This window comes from Paraburkholderia phytofirmans PsJN (assembly GCF_000020125.1).
Taxonomy (GTDB): domain Bacteria; phylum Pseudomonadota; class Gammaproteobacteria; order Burkholderiales; family Burkholderiaceae; genus Paraburkholderia; species Paraburkholderia phytofirmans.
This window is the reverse complement of the sequence record NC_010676.1, coordinates 2,349,349-2,373,421: the sequence shown is the minus strand read 5'-3', so window position 1 is coordinate 2,373,421 and position 24,073 is coordinate 2,349,349. Positions and strand designations below refer to the sequence as shown.

Annotated in this window: 21 protein-coding genes; 9 read left to right on the top strand and 12 right to left on the bottom strand. The window is 63.7% G+C overall.

The genetic code is table 11. The annotated features are described in order from the left end of the window. The first annotated feature begins 15 nt into the window (after window positions 1-15). The 7 genes from BPHYT_RS30385 to BPHYT_RS30355 all read left to right on the top strand — a co-directional run bounded on the left by BPHYT_RS30385 (window position 16) and on the right by BPHYT_RS30355 (window position 9,441). Window positions 16-267 carry a DUF1427 family protein gene (locus BPHYT_RS30385; protein WP_012427966.1) on the top strand — a complete coding sequence of 84 codons (252 nt, stop codon included), beginning with the start codon at window positions 16-18 and terminating at the stop codon, window positions 265-267. Between the two features lie 48 nt (window positions 268-315). Continuing rightward, the gene (locus BPHYT_RS30380; RefSeq protein WP_012427965.1) at window positions 316-1,266 is read left to right on the top strand and encodes a VOC family protein; all 951 of its coding nucleotides are present in this window, start codon (window positions 316-318) and stop codon (window positions 1,264-1,266) included. Window positions 1,267-1,276: 10 nt separating this feature from the next. Further along, window positions 1,277-2,806 carry an alginate export family protein gene (locus BPHYT_RS30375; protein ID WP_012427964.1) on the top strand — a complete coding sequence of 510 codons (1,530 nt, stop codon included), beginning with the start codon at window positions 1,277-1,279 and terminating at the stop codon, window positions 2,804-2,806. Window positions 2,807-2,858: 52 nt separating this feature from the next. Then, window positions 2,859-4,586: an FAD-dependent oxidoreductase gene (locus tag BPHYT_RS30370; protein ID WP_012427963.1), complete on the top strand. Its 1,728-nt coding sequence runs from the start codon at window positions 2,859-2,861 to the stop codon at window positions 4,584-4,586. A gap of 77 nt (window positions 4,587-4,663) precedes the next feature. After that, window positions 4,664-5,662 (top strand): MBL fold metallo-hydrolase, encoded by a 999-nt coding sequence (locus BPHYT_RS30365; RefSeq protein ID WP_012427962.1) that lies wholly within the window; start codon window positions 4,664-4,666, stop codon window positions 5,660-5,662. A gap of 48 nt (window positions 5,663-5,710) precedes the next feature. Then, complete coding sequence (locus BPHYT_RS30360; RefSeq protein ID WP_012427961.1) at window positions 5,711-6,226, top strand: DUF3331 domain-containing protein; 516 nt, start codon at window positions 5,711-5,713, stop codon at window positions 6,224-6,226. Between the two features lie 182 nt (window positions 6,227-6,408). Next, entirely contained in the window at window positions 6,409-9,441 is a 3,033-nt protein-coding gene (locus tag BPHYT_RS30355) for an ATP-binding protein (protein ID WP_012427960.1), read from the top strand. Window positions 9,442-9,451: 10 nt separating this feature from the next. Here the strand turns inward: BPHYT_RS30355 and BPHYT_RS30350 are convergent, their stop codons facing one another. Next, entirely contained in the window at window positions 9,452-10,372 is a 921-nt protein-coding gene (locus BPHYT_RS30350) for a LysR family transcriptional regulator (protein WP_041759264.1), read from the bottom strand. Between the two features lie 222 nt (window positions 10,373-10,594). Between BPHYT_RS30350 and BPHYT_RS30345 the strand changes: the two genes are divergently transcribed. Further along, window positions 10,595-11,308, top strand: coding sequence for an alanyl-tRNA editing protein (locus BPHYT_RS30345; RefSeq protein WP_012427958.1), 714 nt, complete (start codon window positions 10,595-10,597; stop codon window positions 11,306-11,308). A gap of 20 nt (window positions 11,309-11,328) precedes the next feature. Beyond that, window positions 11,329-12,183 (top strand): AraC family transcriptional regulator, encoded by an 855-nt coding sequence (locus BPHYT_RS30340; RefSeq protein WP_012427957.1) that lies wholly within the window; start codon window positions 11,329-11,331, stop codon window positions 12,181-12,183. Between the two features lie 25 nt (window positions 12,184-12,208). Here the strand turns inward: BPHYT_RS30340 and BPHYT_RS30335 are convergent, their stop codons facing one another. The 11 genes from BPHYT_RS30335 to BPHYT_RS30285 form a co-directional block, all read right to left on the bottom strand. After that, on the bottom strand, window positions 12,209-12,607 hold the full coding sequence (locus BPHYT_RS30335; RefSeq protein WP_012427956.1) for a hypothetical protein: 399 nt from the start codon (window positions 12,605-12,607) through the stop codon (window positions 12,209-12,211). Between the two features lie 11 nt (window positions 12,608-12,618). Further along, window positions 12,619-13,287: an RraA family protein gene (locus BPHYT_RS30330; RefSeq protein WP_012427955.1), complete on the bottom strand. Its 669-nt coding sequence runs from the start codon at window positions 13,285-13,287 to the stop codon at window positions 12,619-12,621. Next, the gene (locus tag BPHYT_RS30325) at window positions 13,284-14,333 is read right to left on the bottom strand and encodes an amidohydrolase family protein (protein WP_012427954.1); all 1,050 of its coding nucleotides are present in this window, start codon (window positions 14,331-14,333) and stop codon (window positions 13,284-13,286) included. Before BPHYT_RS30325 ends, BPHYT_RS30330 begins: the two co-directional genes overlap by 4 nt. A 99-nt stretch (window positions 14,334-14,432) precedes the next feature. Beyond that, entirely contained in the window at window positions 14,433-15,755 is a 1,323-nt protein-coding gene (locus BPHYT_RS30320) for an MFS transporter (RefSeq protein WP_012427953.1), read from the bottom strand. A 127-nt stretch (window positions 15,756-15,882) separates the two neighbouring features. After that, window positions 15,883-16,782: a LysR family transcriptional regulator gene (locus BPHYT_RS30315; RefSeq protein WP_012427952.1), complete on the bottom strand. Its 900-nt coding sequence runs from the start codon at window positions 16,780-16,782 to the stop codon at window positions 15,883-15,885. Next, window positions 16,779-17,729, bottom strand: coding sequence for a LysR family transcriptional regulator (locus tag BPHYT_RS30310; RefSeq protein ID WP_012427951.1), 951 nt, complete (start codon window positions 17,727-17,729; stop codon window positions 16,779-16,781). Before BPHYT_RS30310 ends, BPHYT_RS30315 begins: the two co-directional genes overlap by 4 nt. A gap of 29 nt (window positions 17,730-17,758) precedes the next feature. Then, window positions 17,759-18,469 carry an EthD family reductase gene (locus BPHYT_RS30305; RefSeq protein WP_012427950.1) on the bottom strand — a complete coding sequence of 237 codons (711 nt, stop codon included), beginning with the start codon at window positions 18,467-18,469 and terminating at the stop codon, window positions 17,759-17,761. Window positions 18,470-18,471: 2 nt separating this feature from the next. Further along, entirely contained in the window at window positions 18,472-19,032 is a 561-nt protein-coding gene (gene hpaC, locus BPHYT_RS30300) for a 4-hydroxyphenylacetate 3-monooxygenase, reductase component (protein WP_012427949.1), read from the bottom strand. Window positions 19,033-19,055: 23 nt separating this feature from the next. Further along, entirely contained in the window at window positions 19,056-20,273 is a 1,218-nt protein-coding gene (locus BPHYT_RS30295; RefSeq protein WP_012427948.1) for an acyl-CoA dehydrogenase family protein, read from the bottom strand. A 56-nt stretch (window positions 20,274-20,329) separates the two neighbouring features. After that, complete coding sequence (locus BPHYT_RS30290; RefSeq protein WP_012427947.1) at window positions 20,330-21,688, bottom strand: MFS transporter; 1,359 nt, start codon at window positions 21,686-21,688, stop codon at window positions 20,330-20,332. 411 nt (window positions 21,689-22,099) lie between these two features. Next, window positions 22,100-23,572 carry an NAD-dependent succinate-semialdehyde dehydrogenase gene (locus BPHYT_RS30285; protein ID WP_012427946.1) on the bottom strand — a complete coding sequence of 491 codons (1,473 nt, stop codon included), beginning with the start codon at window positions 23,570-23,572 and terminating at the stop codon, window positions 22,100-22,102. Between the last annotated feature and the right edge of the window lie 501 nt (window positions 23,573-24,073).

The following is a 24,073-nucleotide window of genomic DNA, read 5'->3' as shown; positions in this document are numbered from 1 at the left end:
AGAAAGGAAATCGGCATGGGCTACATCATTTCACTGGGAGTCGGCTTCGGCGTTGGACTTCTCTACTGGCTGCTCAAGGTGCAGTCGCCGGCGCCGCCGCTGATCGCGCTCGCCGGCCTGCTCGGCATGGTGCTGGGCGAGCACGCGATACCGGTCGTCAAGGCGCAGTTTTTCGCGCAGACGGCCACGGTTCAGGTCGCCGACCCGCAGCAGGCCAGCTCGGCGCAAAAACCGGCCACGCCGAGCGCGACAAAAAAGGGCGGCTGATCCTGCAGGCCATCCATTCAGATTTTGCTAACACCATCGGGTAATCACATGTTCACATCGCTTCAACGCTTTCGTCCCCTTGCGGCTTTCGGCGCAGCTTTGCTGATCGGCCTCGCGCCGGTCACGGCCGCGTTCGCCGATAACGGCCCGCCGGAAGTCCCGAGCGGCAAGAGCGCGCTCGCGGCGCGCATGCCCGACGTCTCGGTCGGCGCGCAGTACGATACGACCCACGTGTACGTCGCCTCGGCGGACCTCGACGCGTTCGTCACCAGCTTTCTCGCCACGTTCGGCGGCAAGGCGTCGCCGCGCGCGGTGTTCACCGTGACGCCGACGCCGAGCAAGACCGCGTCGCAATACGTGCAGACGCCGGTCGGCATGCTGTCGGTGTTCGGCTTCGAAACGCCGATTCCCTATCCGTTCGGCAACGAGCGCACTGGCTATCTGGTCACCAACATCGACCAGGCGGTGAAGGCGGCGCGCGCGGCGGGCGCCGACGTGCTGGTCGACAGCTTCGACGATCCGATCGGCAAGGACGCGATCATCCAATGGCCGGGCGGCCTGACGATGCAGCTCTATTGGCACACCAAGGCGCCCAACTACGCGCCGTTGCACAGCGTGCCGGACAACCGCGTGTATGTGTCGCGTTATGAGGCCAACAACTTCGTGCGCCGCTGGGTGCATTTTTCGCATGGCAAGGTGGTGTCGGATAACCCGCGCGCGGATGCCGGCGTGATCGGCCGTCCCGGCGAGACGATTCGCGAGATTCGCATCAATTCGGGTTTCGGCCGCATGGTGGTGTTCGTCACGGACGGCAAGCTGCCGTTCCCGTTCGGACGTGAAACGACCGGCTATGCCGTCGACGATCTGGCGCAGACGCTTGAGCGCGCGCAAGCGGCCGGCGCGAAGGTGGTGTCGCAGCCGTACAGCAGCGAAGCCGGCAAGAGCGCGGTGCTCGAATTCCCGGGTGGGTATATCGCCGAAGTGCACGATGGCCAGTAAAGCAGGCCTCATGCGGACGTTGCGAACCTCGCAGACCTTGCAAGCGTTGCAGTCGCGCGAGCGCTCGCGCCGGCGCCTGGCGCTGCGCGCGGCCCGCGCGCTGTTGATCAGCACGGGGCTGGCGGCCGCGCTGCCGGCGTCGGCGGCGGACACCGCGCTCGGCGGTGCGGACGATACCAGCACGACCAGTACGCCCAGCACGGCGGCAACGGCGGCAAGCACCTCATGCGCGCGTCCGGCTGTCATGTTTAACCGCTGGCAGGAAAACTGGTCGGCGCTCGCCAATCCGTGCGTGCCGAAGAAGCCCTTCGACTCGCTGAAATACATTCCGCTGTTCGGCAATCCCGACGCGTATATTTCGCTCGGCATGGTGCTGCGCGAGCGGCTCGAAATGAACGACGCGCCGCTCTTCGGCCTCGGTTCGGGCCGCGACGACACCTACGTGCTGCAACGTCTCGAAGTTCACGCGGATGTGCGTCTCGGCCCGCACGTGCAGATCTTCACGCAGTTCGAGGACGCCCGGCCTTTCGGCAAGGACAACGTCTCGCCGGTCGACAAGAATCCGCTCGACTTGCGGCAGGCGTTCGTCGCCATCACCGAACCGCTCGGACCGGGTACGTTCAAGTTTCGCGTCGGCCGCCAGGAGATGGCGTTCGACTTGCAGCGGTTCATTTCCGTACGTGACGGCCCGAACGTGCGCCAGGCCTTCGACGCCGTCTGGGCCGACTATGAAACTGGCCCATGGCGCTGGATCGCTTATGCGACGCAGCCGGTGCAGTACCGCGACAACTCGGATTTCGACGACGTTTCCAATCGCGACCTGACCTTCAGCGGCGTGCGGGTCGAGCGCAAGGCAGTCGGTCCGGGCGATCTGTCCGCCTATTACTCGCGCTACAACCGCAGCAACGCGCGCTTTCTCGATGCTACCGGCAACGAGCATCGCGACGTGTTCGACGCGCGTTACGCCGGCTCGGTCAATCACATCGACTGGGACGCGGAGGCGATGTATCAGTCGGGCCATGTCGGCAACAAGACGATCGGTGCGTGGGCGGTGGGCACGCTCGCCGGCTACACGCTGGCTTCGCTGCCGTGGACGCCGCGTCTCGGCCTGCAGGTCGATGCGGCCTCGGGCGACACGCATCCGGGAGATGGCCGCATCGGCACCTTCAATCCGCTCTTTCCGAACGGCTACTACTTCGCGCTCGCCGGTTATACCGGCTACTCGAACGTGATTCACGTCAAGCCGTCGCTGATCGTCAAACCGAACAGCAAGCTGTCGCTGCTCGCGGGCGTGGGGCTGCAATGGCGCGAGACCACTGCCGACGCGGTATATCAGCAGGGCTCGGCAGTCGTGCCGGGAACGGCGGGACACGGCAGCCGCTGGACCGGCTTCTATACGCAGCTGCGCGCCGACTATGCGGTCACCGCGAATCTCGCCGCCGCGCTCGAAGCCGTGCATTTTCAGGTCGGACCGTCGCTGCGCGATCTCGGTGCGCGCAATTCCGACTATGTAGGCGCCGAACTCAAGTTCGGCTGGTAACGCCGTATCGGCACCACGTCATCAGCGAGGCGTGTCAGAGGAGGTTATTTTTATGAGCACGCCTGATCGACAGGTCGAAGCGGCGACGCCGTCCGAACTCGAGTTTCCGTATTCGTCGCTCGAATACCGGCAGCATCAGATGTTCCCACGGCTTTCGCCCGCGGAAATTCAAAGCCTTCGGCGCTTTGCCTCGCCCATGTCGTTCAAGGCCGGCGAACTGATCTTCGAAACCGGCAAGATTGCGCTCGGTCTGTTCGTGCTGTTGCGCGGCCGCGTGCGCATTTATTCGCGCGACAGCTTCGGGCGCTCCACGCTCGTCACGGAACATGAAGACGGCCACTTCATGGCGGAGATGGCGCAACTCTCCGGCAAGCCCGCGCTGATCGACGGCGTGGCGCTGACCGACGCCGAGACGCTCGTGATCGAGCCGGAGCGGTTGCGGGCGCTGATCGTCGCCGACGCGCAACTCGGAGAACACATCATGCGCGCGCTGATTTTGCGGCGGCTCGGGCTCATCGAGCAGGGGCTGGGGCCGATCATCGTCGGCAATGGGAACGATGAGCGGCTCATCAGGCTGCAAGGCTTCCTGCGCCGCAACGCCTATCCCGCGATGGTGATCGACGCACGAACCGATCCCGAAGCCATCACGCTGCTGGGCGGCATGACCACCGGTCCCGGCGATTTTCCGCTGGTGTTCTGTCCGAACGGAAACGTGCTGCGCGCGCCCGACGAAGTGCAACTCGCGTCGTGCCTCGGACTCGTGCCGACCTTCGAGCAATCGCATGTGTACGACGTCGCGATCGTCGGCGCGGGGCCGGCGGGACTCGCAGCGTCCGTGTATGCCGCCACGGAAGGACTGTCGGTTGCGGTGTTCGATCAGAGAGCGCCGGGCGGCCAGGCCGGCGCGAGTTCGCGCATCGAAAACTATCTCGGCTTTCCCACCGGCATTTCCGGGCAGGCGCTTGCTGCGCGCGCGTTCCAGCAAGCGCTGAAGTTCGGCGCGCATCTGGCGATCCCCGGCAAGGTCGTCGAGGTGTGCCGCAACGAAGGCATGTTCCTGCTCACGCTGCTCGACGGCCAGCGCATCAACGCGCGCACGGTCGTGGTGGCGAGCGGCGCCTCGTATCGCAAACCGGCGGTGACGGGTTTCGAGCGCTTCGAAGGACGCGGCACGTACTACTGGGCGTCGACGATCGAAGCGAAACTGGTGAAAGATCAGGACATCGTGCTGATGGGCGGCGGCAATTCCGCCGGCCAGGCGGTCGTGTTTCTCGCCAACTTCGCGCGCAGCATTCGCGTGCTGATTCGCGGCAAGGACCTCAACGCGAGCATGTCGAAGTATCTGATCGACCGGATCGGCTCCCTGCCCAACGTCACGCTTTGCACGGGTTGCACACTGCGCGCGCTGGAAGGCGACGAGGCCGGACTCACGCATCTGCACGTGCGGCACGACGACGGCGAGGACGAAGTGGTGGCGTCGCGTCATCTGTTTCTCTTTATCGGCGCGGACCCGAAGACGGATTGGCTCGACAGGAGCGGCGTGGAGTTGGATAACCGCGGTTTCGTCGTCACCGGTTTCGCGCGCAGCGAGCATGGGTTCTCAGAAGGCAGTGCGCGATATCCGCTGGAAACCAGCGTGCCGGGCATGTTCGCGGTGGGCGACGTGCGCTCCGAATCCGCTAAACGCGTGGCCGCCGCCGTGGGCGACGGCGCAGCGGTTGTCGCGCAGATTCATGCGTATCTGAGTCAGCTCGCGACGGTGGCCACTCAGGAGGATTAATAAAAATTAGCGAGTGTGCCCGCCGGCTGGCCGCTATGCTTTCCATCATATTCACGATGAGCACCAGGGATCGAATCATGAAGTGGATACGGCGCAAATGGACGATGAATGCAATCGCGTGGTGCGTGTTCGTAGTGAGCCTGGCGGCGAGCATGACGGGCATGACGAGCGTTTGCGCGTTCGCCGCCGCGCCTCAGGTGAAGACGCAGGGTCCGGGTTTTTACCGGATCATGCTTGGCGGTTTTGAAGTGACCGCATTGCTCGACGGCACGCATCCGTTTCCAATCGACACGGTTGTGAAGGACGTGCCGAAAGCCGAAATCGCTCGCGATCTCCAACGCGATTTTCTGCAGGCGCCGGTGCAAGGGTCCATCAACGCGTTTCTGATCAATACCGGTTCGAAGCTGATCCTGATCGATTCCGGCGCGGGCGTGCTGTACGGTGACTGCTGCGGCAAGCTGCCCGACAATTTGCGCGCGGCCGGCTATCAGCCCGAGCAGATCGACGAAGTGCTGTTGACGCATCTGCATAAGGACCATGTCGGCGGCATCGTGTCGAACGGTCGCATGGCGTTTCCGAACGCGGTTGTGCGAGTGAGTCAGGTTGAAGCCGACTACTGGCTGAACCCCGCCAACAAGTCGAAAGCGCCGGCTTTTCTCAGCACCTTCTTCGATGCGGCAAGCGCCTCTGTCGCGCCTTATGTCGCGGCCGGACGCTTCAAGCCGTTCAGCGGCGACGCCGAACTCGACGCGGGCATTCGCGCGGTCGCATTGCCCGGCCATACGCCGGGCCACACAGGCTATCTGGTCGAGAGCGAATCGCAGGATCTGCTGGTGTGGGGCGACATTATCCACGTCGCGTCCATCCAGTTGCAGAACCCCGCGGCTTCGGTCGAATACGACACCAGCGCGGCGGATGCGCAGCACTCGCGCCGCCAGGCGTTCGAACTCGCGGCCAACAAACGTTATCTGATCGGCGCGGCGCACGTTGCCTTTCCGGGCCTGGGGCACATCAGAAAAAACGGCCGCACGTATGACTGGGTGCCGGTCAATTACGAGGCCGCACCCGGCAGATGACGTTCGTGCTCTTTGAAGACTACCCGCAAACTTTTCGGGAGCAGCATCATGCAGATCGAAACCCCCTTGAAGCAATGCACGAAGACCGCTCAGCATGGGGGGCGCGGTTGTCGTGAAGCGTATTGCGAGGTTAGCGGCAACGCATCGGCGCTGCCGGACGACGGTCGCGCGCCGGTTTGGAGTCACGTGATCAGCAGGCTATTGGCGGACTATGGCAGCGAGAACGAAGGGGAAGCCTATCTGAAGCCACGGGCGAAACGTGTCGCCGCTGCCGACGTGCTGTCGCGTCATATCCAGATCGAAGTACTTGAGCGTCTGTCGGACACCTCGATTGCCGTGCTCTGGCAGGACGCGACCCGTTGCCAGTATGTCGACCAGGTGTGGATCTGCTGCCGCGCCCGCATCAGGGGACGCTGTGCATTGAGCGGCGCGACGATTCGCCGTGACGACGCGATCTACAAGCCGAGAATACGCGCCGCGATTCCGGCCAATGCGGACGCCATGATTCTGGCTTCCGTCATTGCGTGCATGACGTCCACGGTCGTGTCGGGCGACGCATGTTAGATCGGCAGGGCGAGCAGGAGATCTTGCGTCGATCGCCGCTTGCTCACTACAAAAAATTTGAACGATAGGTTCAGTTTTTTCCGCGCATGCGTATTCGCGATTGATCTAGACTGCGGGGACTCAACGGTGAGTAGTCGGTACTCAGTCGTTCCTCATCCCGCAGCGTCTTGGATAATCAGGCAATGATCCGCATTGGCCCGCTTCAGGTGGACCTCGCCAGCCGGGAACTGTTTCTCGACGGGCAGCCCGCGCGCATCGGCAGCCGTGCATTTGACATCCTGGCCGTGCTGATCGGCGCGAACGGGGCGCTGGTGTCGAAGAGCGCCATGCTCGAACAGGTCTGGCCGGACACCATCGTTGAAGAGAACAATCTTCAGGTGCATATGTCCGCCTTGCGCAAGGTGCTGGGCGAGAGCCGCAATCTGATACAGACCGTGTCGGGAAGAGGCTACCGTCTGGCGTCCCGGGACGCACCCGAGGAACAGACGGGCAAGCCCGCTCGCGATGGCGCGCCCGATGCCGCCGAAGACAGCGCGTGCCTGCGCGGCATCCCCAACAATCTGCCCGCTAGTAGCTCGTCGCTGATCGGCCGCGATCAGGCGGTCAGCGACATTGCGCGAGCGCTCGCTTCGACGCGTCATGTCACGCTCGTCGGTTCGGGCGGCATCGGCAAGACCCGCATGGCGATCGAGATCGCACGCAGCTTATTGGCGCACTTTCCGGAAGGTGTCTATCTCGTGCCGCTTGCGTGCACCGTGGACGCAAACAGCGTGCTCGCCATGTTCGCCCATAGCGTCGGCGTGAGCGCCGCGAGCGGCCCGCTTACGCTCGCGCACATCAGCAAGGAACTCAGCGAGCGGCGCGTGCTGTTCGTGCTGGACAACTGCGAGCACGTACTCGGTCCCGCCGCCGAACTGGCCGAAGCGCTCCTGAACGCGAGTCCGGCCACGCGGATTCTCGCGACCAGCCGCGAGCCTCTGCGTGTCGTGGACGAACATTTGTACTGGGTGGCGTCGCTCGATGTGCCCGCTCGCGACGATGAGAGCGAGCAGGTCTTGCAACGCAGTGCCGTCCAGTTGTTCCTGTCACGCGCCCGCGCGATCGACGCGCGCTTTTCGTCCGACGACAGAAGCATTCATTTGACCGGCACCGTATGCCGCCGCCTCGACGGCATTCCGCTGGCGATCGAACTGGCGGCGGCGCGTGCCGCGATACTCGGCATCGAGACGCTCGCGGATCATCTCGACGACCGTTTCAACATGCTGACGGGCGGCAATCGCACTGCATTGCCGCGCCACCAGACCTTGAAGGCGACGCTCGACTGGAGCCACGCGTTGCTCGACGACGCAGAGCGCACGACGCTGCGGCGGCTCGGTATTTTCGTCAATAGTTTCACGATCGACTCGGCGATCGCTCTGGTGAGCGATGAAGGCTTGCGCGAGTCGGACGTGATCGCGGCGCTGTCCGGACTCGTCGAAAAATCGCTAGTGGTGATGCAGGCCGAGCGCGGCAAGGCGAGTTATCGGCTGCTGGAAACCACGCGTGCCTACGCGATGCAAAAGCTCGACGACAACGGCGAGCGGCGTGCTGTCACGCTCACTCACGCGCGCTATTTTGCCAATCTGCTCGAACGCGATCCGTCGAGCGACGCCTCCTACGCGGCACGCGAAGCGAACGCCGCGGGCGCCGAACGGCACGGCTGGCATCACCGCATGCGCGAGCAACTCGACGATTTGCGAGCCGCGCTGGGCTGGGCGCTATCGCACAAAGGCGACGCCGCGCTCGGTGAAACGCTGGCGGTGAAGTTCGTGTCGCTGCTGTATGAGCTTTCGCTGGTCGACGAATGCTGCGTCTGGGCACGGCGCGCGCTCGACGCCATGAACGCGATATATCAAGGCTCGCGCTCGCCGCGCCATTTGCGCGTGCGCATGCAACTGCTGGCCGCGCTCGCTGCGGCGCTCGTCTACATCAACGGACCGAACCGGGAAGCGCTCGGCGTCTGGGCGGAGGTGCTCGCGATCGCGATCGCGCTCGGCGATCAGACGTTCGAAGCACGCGCGTTATGGGGCATGTGGAACGCGAGCCAGTCGTCCGGTGAGGCGCGCAACGCGCTGGCGTTCGCGCAGCGCTTCGCGTCGCTCGCCGCGGAGACGGGCGATGCCGCCAACGGGATTCTCGCTGATCGCCTGCTCGGCATTGCCGCACATTACGCGGGCGATCAGCACCAGGCGCGCGCCTCGCTCGATCGGTTTCTGCAGCACGCCGGCCGCCTGCAACATCGGCTGCCGCTGGGGCAATCCATCGACCAGGGCGTGGTCGGCCGTGCGACCTTCGCTCGCGTGCTCGGCCTGGCAGGCGAGCGCGATCAGGCGTTGAGCATCGCCGAGGCATGCGTTGCGCAAGCGTGCCGGCAGGATCAGGCTATCGTCACGTGCTACGTGCTGGTCGAGGCGGAAATTCCGCTGGCGCTGCTGGCGGGCCAGCGCAAGCGGGCGGCTCGGGCCATCGCGCTATTGCGCGACGTGTCGGCGCGTGGCGGGCTGAGGGTGGCGCATGCGTGCTGCCGCTGTTTCGACGAATACCTGCATTCGCTGGATGACACCAGCGCGCAGCGTGTGCACAGCTTTCGCGCCGCGCTGGACGATCTCGACGCGCTCGACTACGCCGCGCCACGCGCCATGCTCGCCGCGCAATACGCTCTTGCGCTCGGCCGCGCCGAACAGCGCGAGGAGGGCGTTGCCGTCGTGCTCGATGCGCTCGCGCGGAGCGACGAAACCGGCGATCAGTGGTATGCCGCCGAACTCAGACGCGTGCACGCCGAATTGCTGCTGATGGAGTACGGCTCTGGCCAATCACCGTTCGGCGATGCGGCAACACACGCACAGGCGGGTCTGATCGCGGCAGTGGAAGAATCGTCGGCACAGGATTGCTGCACGTTGCACCTGCGAGCCGCGACCAGCCTTGCGCGGCTTTGGCACGCGCAAGGCCGAAGCGCCGAGGCGGTGCAACTGCTTACGTCCGCCTGTGCCAGACTCACGGAAGGCCGCGATTGGGACGACTTCAAGGCGGCTAAAGAACTACTGCGCGTCGTAAACGAGGCCTGTACGCCGGCCGGTATTTCCGCCGGCATCGATCTGCGGATGGAGACGAATGCGGAAGCGAATGCGGCGTCGTTCGACGGCCCGCCGCCGGACGAGATCAGCGAAGCCTGCTAGTCATCGAACCTCAACCTTGCAGCGTGCGCTGTTGCACCACTTCGTCGATCAGGTTCGGCCGGTCCAACTGATCGACCCACCATTGCAGCGCCTTGCCGCTTTCGTCGTCGCGCCATGCCAGATAGAAATGCGTGACGTCGCGCATGCCGATCACTTCTTTTTGCACCAGTTCGCCCTGGCTCAGCGCGTCGACAGCGAGGCATTCCGGAATCGTGCCTGCTGCGAGGCCTCTGATCTGCGCGGCGAGCTTGGCTTCGAGCGTGGGCACTGTGAGCACTTCCTGATTGACGGCGAGCGCGATCGTGCGCGGCGCGAGTTTGCGTGACGTATCGCCGATCGCAACCGCGCGATGGCGCGCGACCATGTCCATGGTGAGCGGTCCGGGTATCGACGCGAGCGGATGATCCGGCGCCACCACGAACACATGCTTCAGCGAGCCGATCGGTCTCGCGATCAGATTGGGAATGGGCGGCGGATCGCCGGCCGCGCCGACGATCAGGTCCGCGCGACGCGTGAGCAGCGCGTCCCACGAGCCGCCCAGCACTTCTTTCGACAGATGCAGTCTGGTGTCCAGTTTCAGCTTGTAGAACTCGCCCACGTGATGCCAGAGCAGGTCGAACGGAATGATCTCGTCGACGGCGACGTGAAGTTCGGACTCCCAGCCGTGCTCGATTCGCTTCGCCTTGAATTCGAGTGCTTCGGCCGCTTCCAGCAGACGGCGGCCTTCCTCGACGACCACACGCCCCGCGTGCGTTAGTGTGGCGCGCCGGCCTGTACGGTCGAACAGCTTGACGCCGAGATCGAGTTCGAGTTTCTGAACCAGATAACTCAGCGAGGACGGCACCTTGTGAAGCGTTTCCGCGGCGCTCGCAAACGTGCCGGTTCGATCGATTGCATCGAGTACCTGCAGGACTTCAAAAGATAGATTCATGGAGAAGAGCCGGGGCTTTTGGGTGCGTGCAGCGGGATGTTCAGGATACTGGAATTCGCGGGAAATAGGCCTTCGCCTGACCGCTTCGGGCGCTGGCTTTTCCGTATTCACCAGCAAGAGTTCGCCCGTGACTCGCTCCCCGAGGGCATTTTTAACCAAGACGGCCTCCCACGGGACTGGGTATCCTAGGCGTATTCCGTCAATTCCCGCGAGGACACCAAGGTGCCGCATTATCTTTGCCATGAGCAGCCGGATCTGCTGGACTTTGAAACGGCGGTGATCGCCGCGCGGCCCGGCGCGGTCGTGCTGGGCCGTTCCGCCTTGCATCCGGGCGGCGGCGGCCAGGTGTCGGACGCCGCCACGCTGACGCACGCGCAGGGCGCGGTGCGCATTACCGGCGTCGCGGCGGAAGGCGATGTGCTCTGGCATCTGCTCGACGCACCGCTCGAACTTGACGGCAACGTGCACGTGGCCATCGACGCGGCGCGGCGCGCCGCAGTCGCCCAACTCCATACCGTGACGCATATTCTCAACGCGCTGGTGTATCAGCGCTTTGCCGGCGCACTCGTGACCGGCGCGCAGATCAACGCCGACGGCACTGCGCGCATGGACTTCGATCTGCCCGAAGCGGATAACGACGCGCTGCGGCTGCTGGAAGAACCCGTCAACGAGGTGATCCGCAGCGCGATGGAGGTGCGCACCTATTATGTCGGCACCGACGAAGCGAAAGCGACCCAAGGCTTGATCCGCAGCCTTTCGGTGGCGCCGCCGCCCACGCCGGACGGCACGGTGCGCATCGTCGAGATCGGCGATCTGGACCGGCAGGCTTGTGGCGGCACTCACCTGACCAATACCGCGCAGTCACGGCCCATTCGCATCGCGAAGATAGAGAACAAGGGCCGTCGCAATCGCCGGGTCAGAATCGAACTGGTTTGAAGAGCAGGGAGGCGCGAGCTATGGAGACATCGGGTAAAAGCGAGCCGGAAGTGGTCTGCTGGCGCGACGGCGCGCTCGATGGCGCATGTCTCGCGAGCGCCCGTTACGGCAATCACAAGTTCGACCGGCATCTGCACGACGAACTCGTCATTGTCATGACCGAAACCGGCGCGGGCCAATGTCATACGCGCGCGGGCAGCGAGGTTGCCGGCCCCGGCAGCGTGCTGGTTTTCGGGCCGGGCGAATACCATAGCGGCGAGGTCTGGGAAGGCCGCGAATGGATTTATCGCGCGATCTATCTGGACATGGAAGGGCTCGGCGCGCTCAGCGCCGTCTTCTCGCCCGACGCTCGCAGCGACAAACCGCTGCTGATTCCGCCGGGGCTGTATCAGGACCCGCACCTCGCGGGTCTGCTGGTCAAGGCGCATGCGAGCCTGGACGAACAGCGCGCCGTGTCGCTGATGGAGCGTCAGGCGAACTGGTGGGCTGCGATGGGAATGCTGGTCGGGCGCTATGGGCGCGCGGGTGAAGAGGCGGGAGAGCCCCGGCGCGAGGCGCGCAAGATGGAGCAGGTGCGCGAGTACGTCGCCGCCAATTACGAGCGCGATATCTCGGTCGATGAACTGGCGGAACTGGTGGGTTTGAGCCGTTACTACCTCACGCGCGCATTCTGCAAGGAGTTCGGGCTGCCGCCGCACGCCTACGCGACGCAAGTGAGGCTATTGGCGGCGAAGCGCATGCTTGCCTCAGGGCAGAGCGCAGCGACGGCTGCGGCGGCAGTGGGCTTTTACGATCAAAGCCATCTCAACCGGCTGTTCAAGCGGGCTTATGGGATCACGCCCGGGGCGTATGCGGCGTTGAAGCCGGGGCATTAGGCGGCGTGCGTTCGCGTTGCCGCTATCACGCCGGCAAAGGCACATCCTCGATCAACTCTGCCTTCACCGCACGAATCCTGCGGTCCACGAAATACCCGCCGCCTTCCACGTAACGCAGATAAAGCCGCCCGCACAGCGAGCATTGCCACACGGCGCAGCGGTTATACGGAAAGTAGCGCGGCGCGATAGGCGCATCCGCTGCCCAGTATGTCGTCTTGCCCGGCAGATACTCGCTGAACGTCGGCTCCGGATCGTCCTCCGGCATCAAGGTGCCGATTTCCTCGAACTGCGTTTCATCGAGCGATAAAGGCTGCGATTGCCAGCCGTCGAGCGGCGTCTTCGTGCACGTGCAGGGCGCGATGGCGCGCGTCTGCGCGGCGCGCGCGAGTTCGAGGAGTGTTGCTGCGTTCAGATATTGCGCCATGAGGCTCACGGTCAGTTGTTCATCATCCGTTCCCGGTGCGGAACGACCCACGAACGATCGAACTTGCCTTCGGCAATCGACTTCAGCGCCGCCGTTTCCTTCGCGTGCTGGCGGCGCGCGCCTTCGATCACCGCTGCCACGTCGGCGGGTGTGATCGCGAGCAGGCCGTCTTCGTCGCCGACAATGATATCGCCAGGATGTACTACCGTGCCGCCGACCGTGACCGGCACGTTGATTTCGCCCGGTCCGTTCTTGTACGGCCCGCGATGCGTCACGCCGCGCGCATAGACGGGAAATTCGCGCTGGCACAGCGAACCGACGTCACGGATCGCGCCGTCGATCACGAGGCCCTGCACGCCGAGACTTTCCGCGAAGCTCGCCATGATCTCGCCCATCAGCGCCTGCGTGAGATCGCCCGCACCGTCGATCACCAGCACGTCGCCGGGCCGGCAAAAGTCGAACGCGCGATGAATCGCGAGGTTGTCGCCCGGCCGTGTGTGGACCGTGACTGCAGTGCCGGCCATCGGGCGCGGCTGGTGATAAGGCCGCAAGCCCACCATGCCGCTCGCGCGCGCCATGTTGTCGCTCAGCAGCGAGACGGCCAGTTCACGAAGTGTTTCGAGCGTGGCCGCGTCGGCCTGAGGCGCGGAGTCGTATTCGCGCCATCCGATTGGATTCATACCGTTGCCCCTTGGGTTACCTGTGCAGCGAGTTGTAGATCGAGTTGACGCGAGAGCCGCGGATAGACACTGCGCGCGTTGTCTTCGTAAATACGTTGACGGTCCGCGTCGCTGAGCCATTCGATGGCGTCGATATAGCGGCGCGTGTCGTCGTAGTAGTGGCCGGTCTCTGGATCAATACCTTGCACCGCGCCGATGGTTTCCGACGCGAACAGAATGTTCTCCACCGGAATGACCTTGGCGAGCAGTTCGGCGCCGGGCTGGTGATAGACGCAGGTATCGAAGAACACGTTCTTCAGCAGATATTCGCTGAGCAGCGGACGCTTCATGTCCTGCGCGAGTCCGCGATAACGCCCCCAGTGATAGGGCACCGCACCGCCGCCATGAGGGATGATGAAGCGCAACGTGGGAAAGTCGGCGAACAGATCGCCCTGCAGCAACTGCATGAACGCCGACGTATCGCCGTTGATGTAATGCGCGCCCGTCGCATGGAAATTCGGATTGCAGGACGACGAGACGTGGATCATTGCCGGCACGTCGAGTTCCACCATCGCTTCATAGAGCGGATACCAGCAACGGTCCGTGAGCGGCAAGCCGGACCAGTGGCCGCCGGACGGATCCGGATTCAGATTGCAGCCGATAAAGCCGAGCTCCTCGACACAGCGCCGCAATTCGCCGATGCAGTTCGCGGGCGCGACGCCGGGCGCTTGCGGCAATTGGCATACGCCGACGAAATTGCGCGGAAACAGCTCGCACACGCGATGCACGAGGTCGTTGCATTCGCTCGACCAGAGCGCGTTGGCTTCGGCAGTGGCGAGGTGATGACCCATGCCGGCCGCACGCGGCGAGAAAATCGTGAGGTCCGTCCCGCGTTCGTGCTGAATCCGCAACTGGCCACCCTCGATGCTCTCGCGAATCTCGTCGTCGGTAATGACGGGCCGCGGCGGCGTCGTGCCGCCGTCCTTCAGCGCGGCGATCTGCTGCGCGCGCCAGGCTTCATGCTGGGGCGGTGAGGTCGTGTAGTGACCGTGACAATCGATGATCATGGTGTGCAAATCCTGTAAGTTGTCCTTGCGCACGCAGGTGATGCGTGCGCAGATTCAGTCCGCTGTTTTGTCAGGCGTTATGTGTTGCCGCTCGGCCTTTCAGGCGCGCGGCGCGGCGTCGCCGGTGGTGAGCGAGTTCGCTTCGTCTTCAACCGGCGCGACCCGCATGACTAGCGCGATGATCGTCGCGACAATCAGAAAGGCTGCGATCGTCAGCAAGGCCAGCTTGAAGTTGCCGGTCGCATTGCGCACGAGGCCGATGCTCCACGGGCCGACCAGGCCGCCGAACTGCGCGATGGTGTTGATCAGCGCGATCGTCGCCGCGCCTGCCGCGCCGGTTCTGAAAGACGACGCGAGGCTCCAGAACAGCGGGTTGCCCGCATAGATGAACAAGCCGGTCACGCACAGCAGCACATAAGCGATCACGGGGTTTGGCGCGTACGCGCTGCCGGCAATGGCCAGTGCGCTCATGCCGTACACGAAGGCGAGGTGCTTCTTGCGGTCGCCGGTGCGGTCGGAACTGCGGCTGATCAGGAAGGTGCCCAATACACCGAGCAAGGGCGGCGCGGCCGACAGAAAGCCGACTTCGAGATTGCTCAGATGACCCAGACTCTTGACGATCTGCGGCAGCCACAGGAAGAGGCCATAAATACCGACCAGCGCGCAACCGAAGAGACACGCGAGGCTCCACACGCGGATGTCGCCCGCCACACGCAGCAAGGGAACATGCGCGTTGCCGCCTACGGCTTGACGCTCGGCGGAGAGCGTCGACTCGAGCCAGCGCTTTTCGTCGTCGGACAGCCAGTCGGCGTCGGCGGGGCGTTCGGTCATGATGCGCAGCGTCAACAGGCCGAGCAGCATGGCCGGCACGCCTTCGAGGATGAACATCCACTGCCAGCCCTGCAAACCGAGAATGCCGTTAGCGTAGGTCATCAAAGCGGTCGAGATCGGGCCGCCCAGCACCGCCGAAAACGAACCGGCGATGATGTAGCCCCCAACCGCGCGAGCACGGTAACGCACTGGAAACCATTTGGTTAGATAGACCGCGACGCCCGGCAGAAAGCCCGCTTCCATCACGCCGAGCAGAAAACGCAGCACGTAGAAGCTCGAATCGTTGAACACGAATGCCGTGGCCGCGGCGACCGCGCCCCACGTCATAAGAATGCGGGCAATCCAGCGGCGTGCGCCGACGCGATGCAGCAATAGATTGCTCGGCACTTCCAGCAGCATGTAGCCGACAAAGAAGATGCTGCCCGCGAAGCCGAACACGGCCGGACTGAAGCCGAGCTGCTTGTTCATGTCCAGCGCGGCGAACCCGATATTGATCCGGTCGAGATAGTTGAAGAACATCATCGCGAAGAGCAGGGGCATGAGGCGCCCGTAAACTTTTCGCATGGTTACGGCTTCGTTGATCGCGGTCATCCTGTCTCCTACCTTGCGGCGATGGCCTTGGCCAACGCTGCGTTCTAATCATGTGTGTGAGGTCAATGATAAGAACGCGCGGACAGGGAGTCCAAGACCGCTTGCTTATGCTTCTATAATTTTTTGCTTATAGTGCGCTGTCTTTGAGGGGCTCGGGAAGGCAAGCCAGAAATGCCCGCAGGTGGGGCGAAGCGTCTTCGGTACGGAAGGTGGCGGCAAGCGTGGAGCGGTACGACGAGCCCGGTCCGGTCAGGTGACGGTAAACCACATCGGTGCGTCCGAGCCGCGCCACGGATTCGCCGATGAACGTCACGCCGAGGCCTGCCGCCACCAGGGCAATCGCGGTCTGGATTTCATAAGCCTCGTGCGCGACGAGCGGGGTGATGCCCGCATCGCGATAGAGCGATTGCACCGAGCGCTTGAACTGCGCGTTCTGATGCTTCGGGTACAGAATCAATGGCGTGTCGGCGAGATCGGCGATGCTCACTTTCTTTTGTGCCGCAAGCGGATGGCTGGGCTCGAGTGCGGCCACGACACGCTCGCGCAGCAGCGTATGCGAGGTAAAGCCTTCAACTGTCAGCGGCTGCCGGCCGATGCCGATGTGAATGCGCATGTCGCGCAGCGCATCGGTCTGTTCTTCGGTGAGCATCTCGAAGAGTTTGAGTTCGACTTGCGGATACGCCTTGTGAAATGCCTTCAGCGCGGGCGGCAGGACGCTGTACATCGACGAACGGGTGAAGCCCACACTCAGCCAGCCGCGCCGGCCCACGCCGATTTCCTGCGCGACGAGCGTCACCTGTTCGAGCGAACCGAGTATCTGACGCGCCTCGTTGCACAGATAATGGCCCGCTTCGGTGAGACTCAGCGGACGTCTTGCGCGATCGACCAGCTGCGTGCCGAGCCGTTCTTCGAGTGATCGGATCTGCTGGCTCAGCGCAGGCTGCGCGATATGCAGGCGCTCGGCGGCGCGGCTGAAATTGAGTTCCTCCGCGAGAATCACGAAGCATTGCAGGGCTCTGATGTTCATAGCGGTTTTTCCACTCGCGTTTTACCGCTATCCGGCGGTTGATGGAACATGCCATAAATCTCATCGAGCAACCACGCAATGCCCGGATCCGCCGAAAATTGCGAATGCGAGTGGACCTGGATTTCGATGGGCGGCAACGCGAACGGCAAGGGCAGAATACGAAAGGCTTTGTTGCGATTGAAGCGCTGCGCGATACTCCGCGGAAAAATCACGGCGAGATCGGTATGCTGAACGATCTCCGGCGCCACCACGAAATGCGGCAGGCGCAGCACGATATCCCGGCGCAGGTTCAACTCTTCGAGCCACTGTTCGACCATCCGGTGGCCGGTCGCGTTGGTGCTGGCGTAGACGTAGCGCAGGCTCGCGAGATCCTCCTTGGTCGGCTTCTGTTTGCGCAACGGGTGACCGGCACGCACCACGCAAACATGTTCGTCGACGAACAGCGTCCTGCTCACACAACCCGGATCGAGACCCGGCACATAACCGAGCGCCAGATCGATCTTGCCGCTGCGCATGGCCGAACTCACCGAATCGACGGAGACGTTCGCAATCTCCAGGTGAATGCCGCGCGCGTTGCGGTCGAGCATCGAAAGAAGCGGCGGCAGGAAATAGAACTCCGACATGTCCGACATGGACACGCGAAACACGCGCTGTGCCGTGGCGGGATCGAATTTGGCGATTTGCTGGACCGCCCCGTTGATGATGCCGAACGCTTGAGTCAGCGGCGCATGCAGGCGCAATGCGGCGTCGGTGGGCACCATGCCGGTGGGCGTGCGAACGAACAGCGGGTCGTCGAACAGGACGCGCAACCGGCGCAAGGCATGGCTGACCGCCGGTTGCGTGAGTCCTAGGCGTTCCCCCGCTGCGGTCAGGCTGCGCAGATCGGAGATGGCCAGGAACACGCGCAGCAGGTTCAAATCCGTAATGCCGGGGTGCGAGTTGCTCATGACGTTCGGATCGCGGCGAGGGCGGACATTTATTTGGGTTTCAGATTACCGTAAATGCTACGCATAGGGAAATGCAGCGTCGCGCCGCTGTAGGGTGGGAAGGCGTTGAAGTCCTGCTTCATGCTGGCGCGTATCGGCGACGCCAGCGCGGCCGCCAGCGAGGCGGAATCGTCGAAGACCACTTTGTTGCGCTGCATGGCCGCGGCGCGCGCGATGCCGAGGCCCGAGCGGTAATCGAGCCGCGTGTAGATTTCCAGCTCGCGAATGCCGGGTAATTGCGCCATCAGCGGTGGATGATGCGCGAGGTAGTGGGAGAGCCACGTATTGAAGTCCTGCGCTTCGCCTTCGTAGCTGACGAGGTAGGTGCAGCGTTCGGTGTAAGTGCCAAGCTTGCCCGGATTAGGGTTGTCGAATCGTCTGACCGCCATGGCTTGCTGCGCGAAAATGAGACCCGTGCCCGAAGATTCGTGTGCGATGTGGTGTATCGCGCCCTTCGGTTGCAGCGCCTGTTCAAGCAGTTCGAGGTCGTCGAAATACCATTGCAGTACGCAGCGAGGCCGCGTGGAAGCGTCGGTCTTCGACAGAGGATCGCAGTCGTTCGATTCCGCGGGCAGGTGAATTACGCAGCGGCGTAATCCCTCCACGTCTCGCGGTGTTAGCTCGAAGGATGAAAGATCCGGAGAGCACGTTTCGCGCAGATGCGCATTCGCGTGGCCAATCAAGAATAAGCAGACTTCCACGCTCACCTCGCGCATTGCGCGGCAACCAGCGGCGCCGCTGCCTGCGGCCGTGTCAGCCGATGAAACTGGCGGCCGAAATAGATGAGCCCGTCGCCATCCGAGCGCAACGCGATGTGGCGAATCTGCGCAAACATGACCGAGTGCGAGCCGACCGTCTTGATGTCGACGATCTCGCCTTCGAGACTCGCGATCGCATCCGCGAGCACCGGCGCCGACAACGCGCCGCCGGTCCACGCGTGGCGTGCGAAACGTTCGTCCATCGGGCACGCTGTCATGCCGGCGAAATCACGCGCCACTTCCTGGCACTCGGCGGCCAGCACGTTGATGCATACGCTGCGGTTGCGATGCAGGATGTCATGCACGTAGCTGGTCTGATTGATACAGACGAGCATGGTCGGCGGTGCGTCCGTCACCGAGCACACCGCGCTTGCAGTCATGCCGCAGCGGCCGCCGGGTCCGTCCGTGGTGATGATGTTGACGGCGGCCGGCAGGCACGCCATGGCATCGCGGAAACGCTTTCTGGTGTCTTCGATCGTCACGGTCTTTTCCTTTTCCTTTTGCATGGCATGAGTCAGGGCGCGCGGCGTTACGGAAAAGGCGTGACCGGCGGCACCCCGGCAAACAGCGCACCGGACGCGTCATACGTGCCTTCGCCGAGAAACGCATGTTGTGTCACGACGATCGAATCGCGCACAAGGCGCTGCAAGCGGTTCTCGCGATAGATCGCGGCGATGCCCGCCATCTGATAAGCCTGCATCACCACTTCCGCGCCGATCTGCGCGGCGTGCGTTGCGCTGAGGCGCAACAGATTCGCCTGCTCTTGCGAGACGGCATCGCCGTCGATGATCGTCCGCCACGCGGCCTCGGCGGATTCGTAGAAGAACGCGCGGGCGCTGCGCCAGTTGGCTTCTGCTTTCGCGAGGCCCGAACGGTAATAACCGCGATCGGCGAGGCGCGGCGCGCCGGTGGTGGTTTTGGTCGAACCGGACATGTCCGTCAGCAGATCGAGCGCCGCGCGCGCGAGGCCGATGTTGACGGCGGCGTGCACCTGCGCCTGATAGGCGACGGCGGGGTAGCGGTAGAGCGGCTCGTCGATCAGCGCCGCGCCGCCGCGCACGAAGGTCCATTGCGCATCGACGAATTTCTCGCGCAGCCGCAAATCGTGGCTGCCCGTTCCCTGCATGCCGACCACGTTCCAGTTCTCGACGATCTCGACTTCTTGCGCGGGAAACACGGCGGTGAACGGCTTGCCCGCGCCGGCATCGCCGGAATTGGCGGGCGTGCCGCCGATGCCGACGCCGATCCAGTCCGCGCCCTTGCAGCCGCTCGCGAAGCGCCACTGCCCGCTGACCACGAAGCCGCCCGGCGCTTTCGTCGCGGGTTGCAGCGGATAGAGGCCGCCCGAGAAAACCTGGTCGGGGCCAGTGGCATAGATCTGCTGCTGCGTTTCAATCGGCAAAGCGGCGAGGTAGGTATTCGCCGAGCCGAACGCGGCGACCCACGCGGCGGAGCCGTCGGCGATCGCGATGCGTTCGAGCATCCGCAGGAATTGCGCCGGCGGCAGCGCGTCGCCGCCAAAGCGCTGCGGCGTGCTCGCGCGAAAGATGCCGGCGCGCTTCATCTTCGCGATCATGTCGCGCGGAACGTGCGAGAGATGATCGAACTCGTCGCGGCGGCGCTCGATCTCGCCGATCAGCGCGTCGAGCGTGAGCGGGCCTGCGTAGTCGGGATACCGATCCGCGTGATCGATCGCGCTGGGTTCGTAGGCGTAAGTCGAAAAAGTGCTCATCTGAAGGCTTTGCATGATGACGGCTTCGAAAGAAAGTGAATGGCTGCGGGATCGGTACAGGAGAAGCTGGCTTAGACGCTTTCGTGCCCGGCGTGCTCCTTGGCTTTCGCCTGAAGCCGTAGCGCCTTCGGAAAGGTCTCCGGTGCGAGACAGGTCGCTATCACCGTGATCAAGCCAAGCACGACGAGATAAATCGCCACCGGTGCCGCGCTGCGGTAATGCGCGAGCAGTGCGGTCGCCACCATCGGCGAGAGTCCGCCGCCGAGTACCGACGAAATCTCGCGGCCAATGCCGAGCCCCGAGAAGCGCAGATGAACCGGCAGCAGTTCGCTGATGAACGCGGGCTGCGCGCCTTCCAGAATGCCGAGCGTGATGCTGTTGGCGAGCACGAGCGCCGTGATGACTTTCCACAGCACGCCGGAGCCGAGCAACGTGAAATACGGGTAAGCGACCAACACCATCGCCACGGCGCCGGCGAGATAAACCGGCTTGCGGCCGACGCGATCCGTGAGGCGGCCCATCAACAGGGACACGGGAATCATCAACAGCATCGACACGGTCAGGCCGCCTAACACCCAACTCGATTTGAGCCCGATGAACTGGCCGTACGCAATTGAGAACGCGAAGAAGATGTACGACGCCGCGCCTTCACCAAAGCGCAGGCCGAACACCGTCAGCACCTGACGCGGACATTGGCGCAGCACTTCGACGACCGGCATGCGGGCATCTCGGTGAGTCGCCTTGACGGCGGCGAACTCCGCGCTTTCGTCGACGGAGCGGCGCATCCACAGACCGAGCGCGACCAGCGCGGCGCTGCAGAGGAACGGTACGCGCCAGCCCCAGCTGTGGAAGTCGGCGGGCGAGAGCGTTTGCACGAGCAGAAACGCGGCGGTGGACAGCACGAAGCCGAACGCCGCACCGCACGGACTCCATGCCGCGAGTGCGCCGCGCCGCGAAGCGGGCGCGCTTTCGTGAATCAGCAGAATGCTGCCGCTCCATTCACCGCCGGCGGCAAGGCCCTGCAGAACGCGCAACAGCACGAGCATGATGGGTGCCGCGATGCCGACTTGCTGATAGGTCGGCAGCAGACCCATGCAGACCGTGGCCGTACCCATGACGAGCAGCGTCAGCATCATGACCGTCTTGCGGCCGTAGCGGTCGCCGATATGGCCGCACAACACGCCGCCGATGGGCCGCGCGATAAAGCCCACCGTAAAGCCGCCGAATGCGGCGATCGTACCCGTCAGCGGATCGCTGCCGACCGGAAAGAACAACTTGCCGAACACGAGCGCGGCAGCGGTGCCATACAGAAAGAAGTCATACCATTCGAGGACCTGGCCGAGCACGGCGGTCGTCACAGCGCGACGAACCTTGCTGGTGGGCCGGGTTGCGGTCAGAGATGTCAGGGCGGCTGTCGCGTCAGAATTCATGGCGGGTCATGGCAGGTGGAGGATCACGATGTGGAGGGTCGCGCGTTCTAGCCATGTTGTTTCGGCAGGAGCGGCGAGACGAGCCCGGCAGGCATGGTCGAACAATAGGACCGTGGAAAAACGCGGTCAAATTCGGGCCAAAAATGGCCGTCATGAATCGTGTGCATGACGGTTACGGTATTTCGCGCGAGGGGTGTTGCGGCGGGAGGAGGGCTGCGTTCTCTTGAGAAGCGAACGCGTTGTTGGTCTTGCGTCGTGCTGAATTTATTGCGGGCAAATGAGAACTGCCGCTTCGGCACAGCGCTTCTCACAACTGGGAAGCGATGGCGTTCGGCGGCAGAGTGTTCAGGCGTTCAGCTATTCAGGCGTTGAGGCGTTAAGGCGTTAAGGCACTTGCGGGATTGCGGCCCGTCAATCAAGCCCGCCCTGGCACATGTATTTGATCGACATGTAGTCGTCGAGTCCATACTTCGACCCTTCGCGGCCATAGCCCGATTCCTTCACGCCGCCAAACGGCGCCGCTTCGCTCGACACCGCGCCTTCGTTGATGCCGATTACCCCCGCTTCGAGTTGCGCGGCCACGCGATTGATACGCCTCACGTCCTGCGTATAGAAGTAGGCGGCCAGGCCGAACGGCGTGTCGTTGGAGAGACGGATCGCTTCGGCTTCTTCGTTGAAACGGAATAGCGGCGCGACCGGGCCGAAGGTCTCCTCGCAGCTGACGAGCATGTCGTCCCGCGCGTCCGTCAGCACGGTCGGCGCGTAGTAGTTCGGGCCGAGTTCGGTCAGGCGCTTGCCGCCCACCAGCACCTTCGCGCCGTGTTTGACGGCGTCTTCCACGTGACGGGCAATCTTCTGGATCGCGCGCTCGTTGATCATCGGACCGATTTGCGCTTGCGGGTCGGTTGCAGGCGCAACTTTCAGCGCGCCGACGCGTTTCGCGAGCAGATCGGCGAAGCGCTCATAGACACCCGCCTGCACATAGACGCGGTTCGGACACACGCAGGTCTGGCCGCCATTGCGGAATTTCGCTGCCATCAGGCCGGTGACGGCCGCGTCGAGATCGGCGTCGTCGAACACGATGAAGGGCGCGTTACCGCCCAATTCCAGCGAGAGCTTCTTCAGCGTGCCCGCGGATTCGCGCGCGAGATGCTTGCCAACCGGCGTCGAACCTGTGAAGGTTATTTTGCGCACCCGCGAGTCGGCGAGCCAATCGGCAACGGCGGCAATGCCTTGTTCGCGCGACGCCGACAGCATGTTCAGCACGCCGTCTGGCAGACCAGCTTCCTGAGCGAGCACGGCGAGGGCGAGGGCGGTGAGCGGCGTGTCTTCGGCGGGCTTGGCGACCACGGTGCAACCCGCCGCGAGCGCGGGCGCGATCTTGCGGGCGATCATCGCCAGCGGGAAATTCCACGGCGTGATCGCGGCGATTACGCCGACCGGTTCCTTCACCGCGCTCATGCGCTTGCCGCGCTGCTGTTGCGGAATCAGATCGCCGTAGATGCGGGTCGCTTCGTCGGCGAACCAGGCCACGTACGACGCGCCGTAAGCGACTTCGCCGCGGGCCTCCGCGAGCGGCTTGCCCTGTTCCATCGACATCAGCTTCGCGAGGTCGTCGGTATTGGCGACGATCAGCGCATGCCAGCGGCGCAGAATCTCGGCGCGCTCGCGAGGCAGCGTGTCGCGCCAGGCGGGGAACGCGCGGGCTGCGGCGTCGGTGGCGGCGCGCGCGTCAGCGGCGCCGCTGTCGGCGACTTCGACAATCGTCTCGCCGGTGGCCGGGTTGGTGACGGCGAAGCGGGCGCCGTCGGCGGCGCCGGTCCATGCTCCGTCGATCAGGTTCTGCGGGCGAATCAGTTCATTGCGTGTCAATGCGAGAGACATTCGGTTGCTCCTTCAGGTTGCCCTTGACGTAGCGAGGCTCGCGGCCGCGCACGCGCGTCGATTGATGGATCGATGCTACGCCTCTAGCGCAATCGATGAAATTGCCAATCGAGGCGCTGGCGGGTTGCACGTCTTTTTTTTGCGGCGATCACAGCATTTTCTGCTGATTACCCTGCAAATTCATTTCAGCGGGGGTGGGCGGTCGATGCGGGTGCCATCAGAGTGGGTTGGGGCGCGAGTACCATCGACGGCTGCTGGTGAGGGTCTGGATGAGCCGGATCAGACTGTCGATCGGCAACTCGGCGACGCTTCGCTCGTACGGCGAGCGGTTCTAGCGCAGCGCGAACGTGGATGACATCGTTTTTCCGTCATTGCGACTGATAACAGGCGTTTGTTTGACGAAAACGTGCGCAATGCTGGTCTGATGAGCGCGAGCAGGCGGCGCTCGCGAATTGCTGGCTGATTGAACTGCCGCTGGCTGAATGACGAAATGGCGCGATT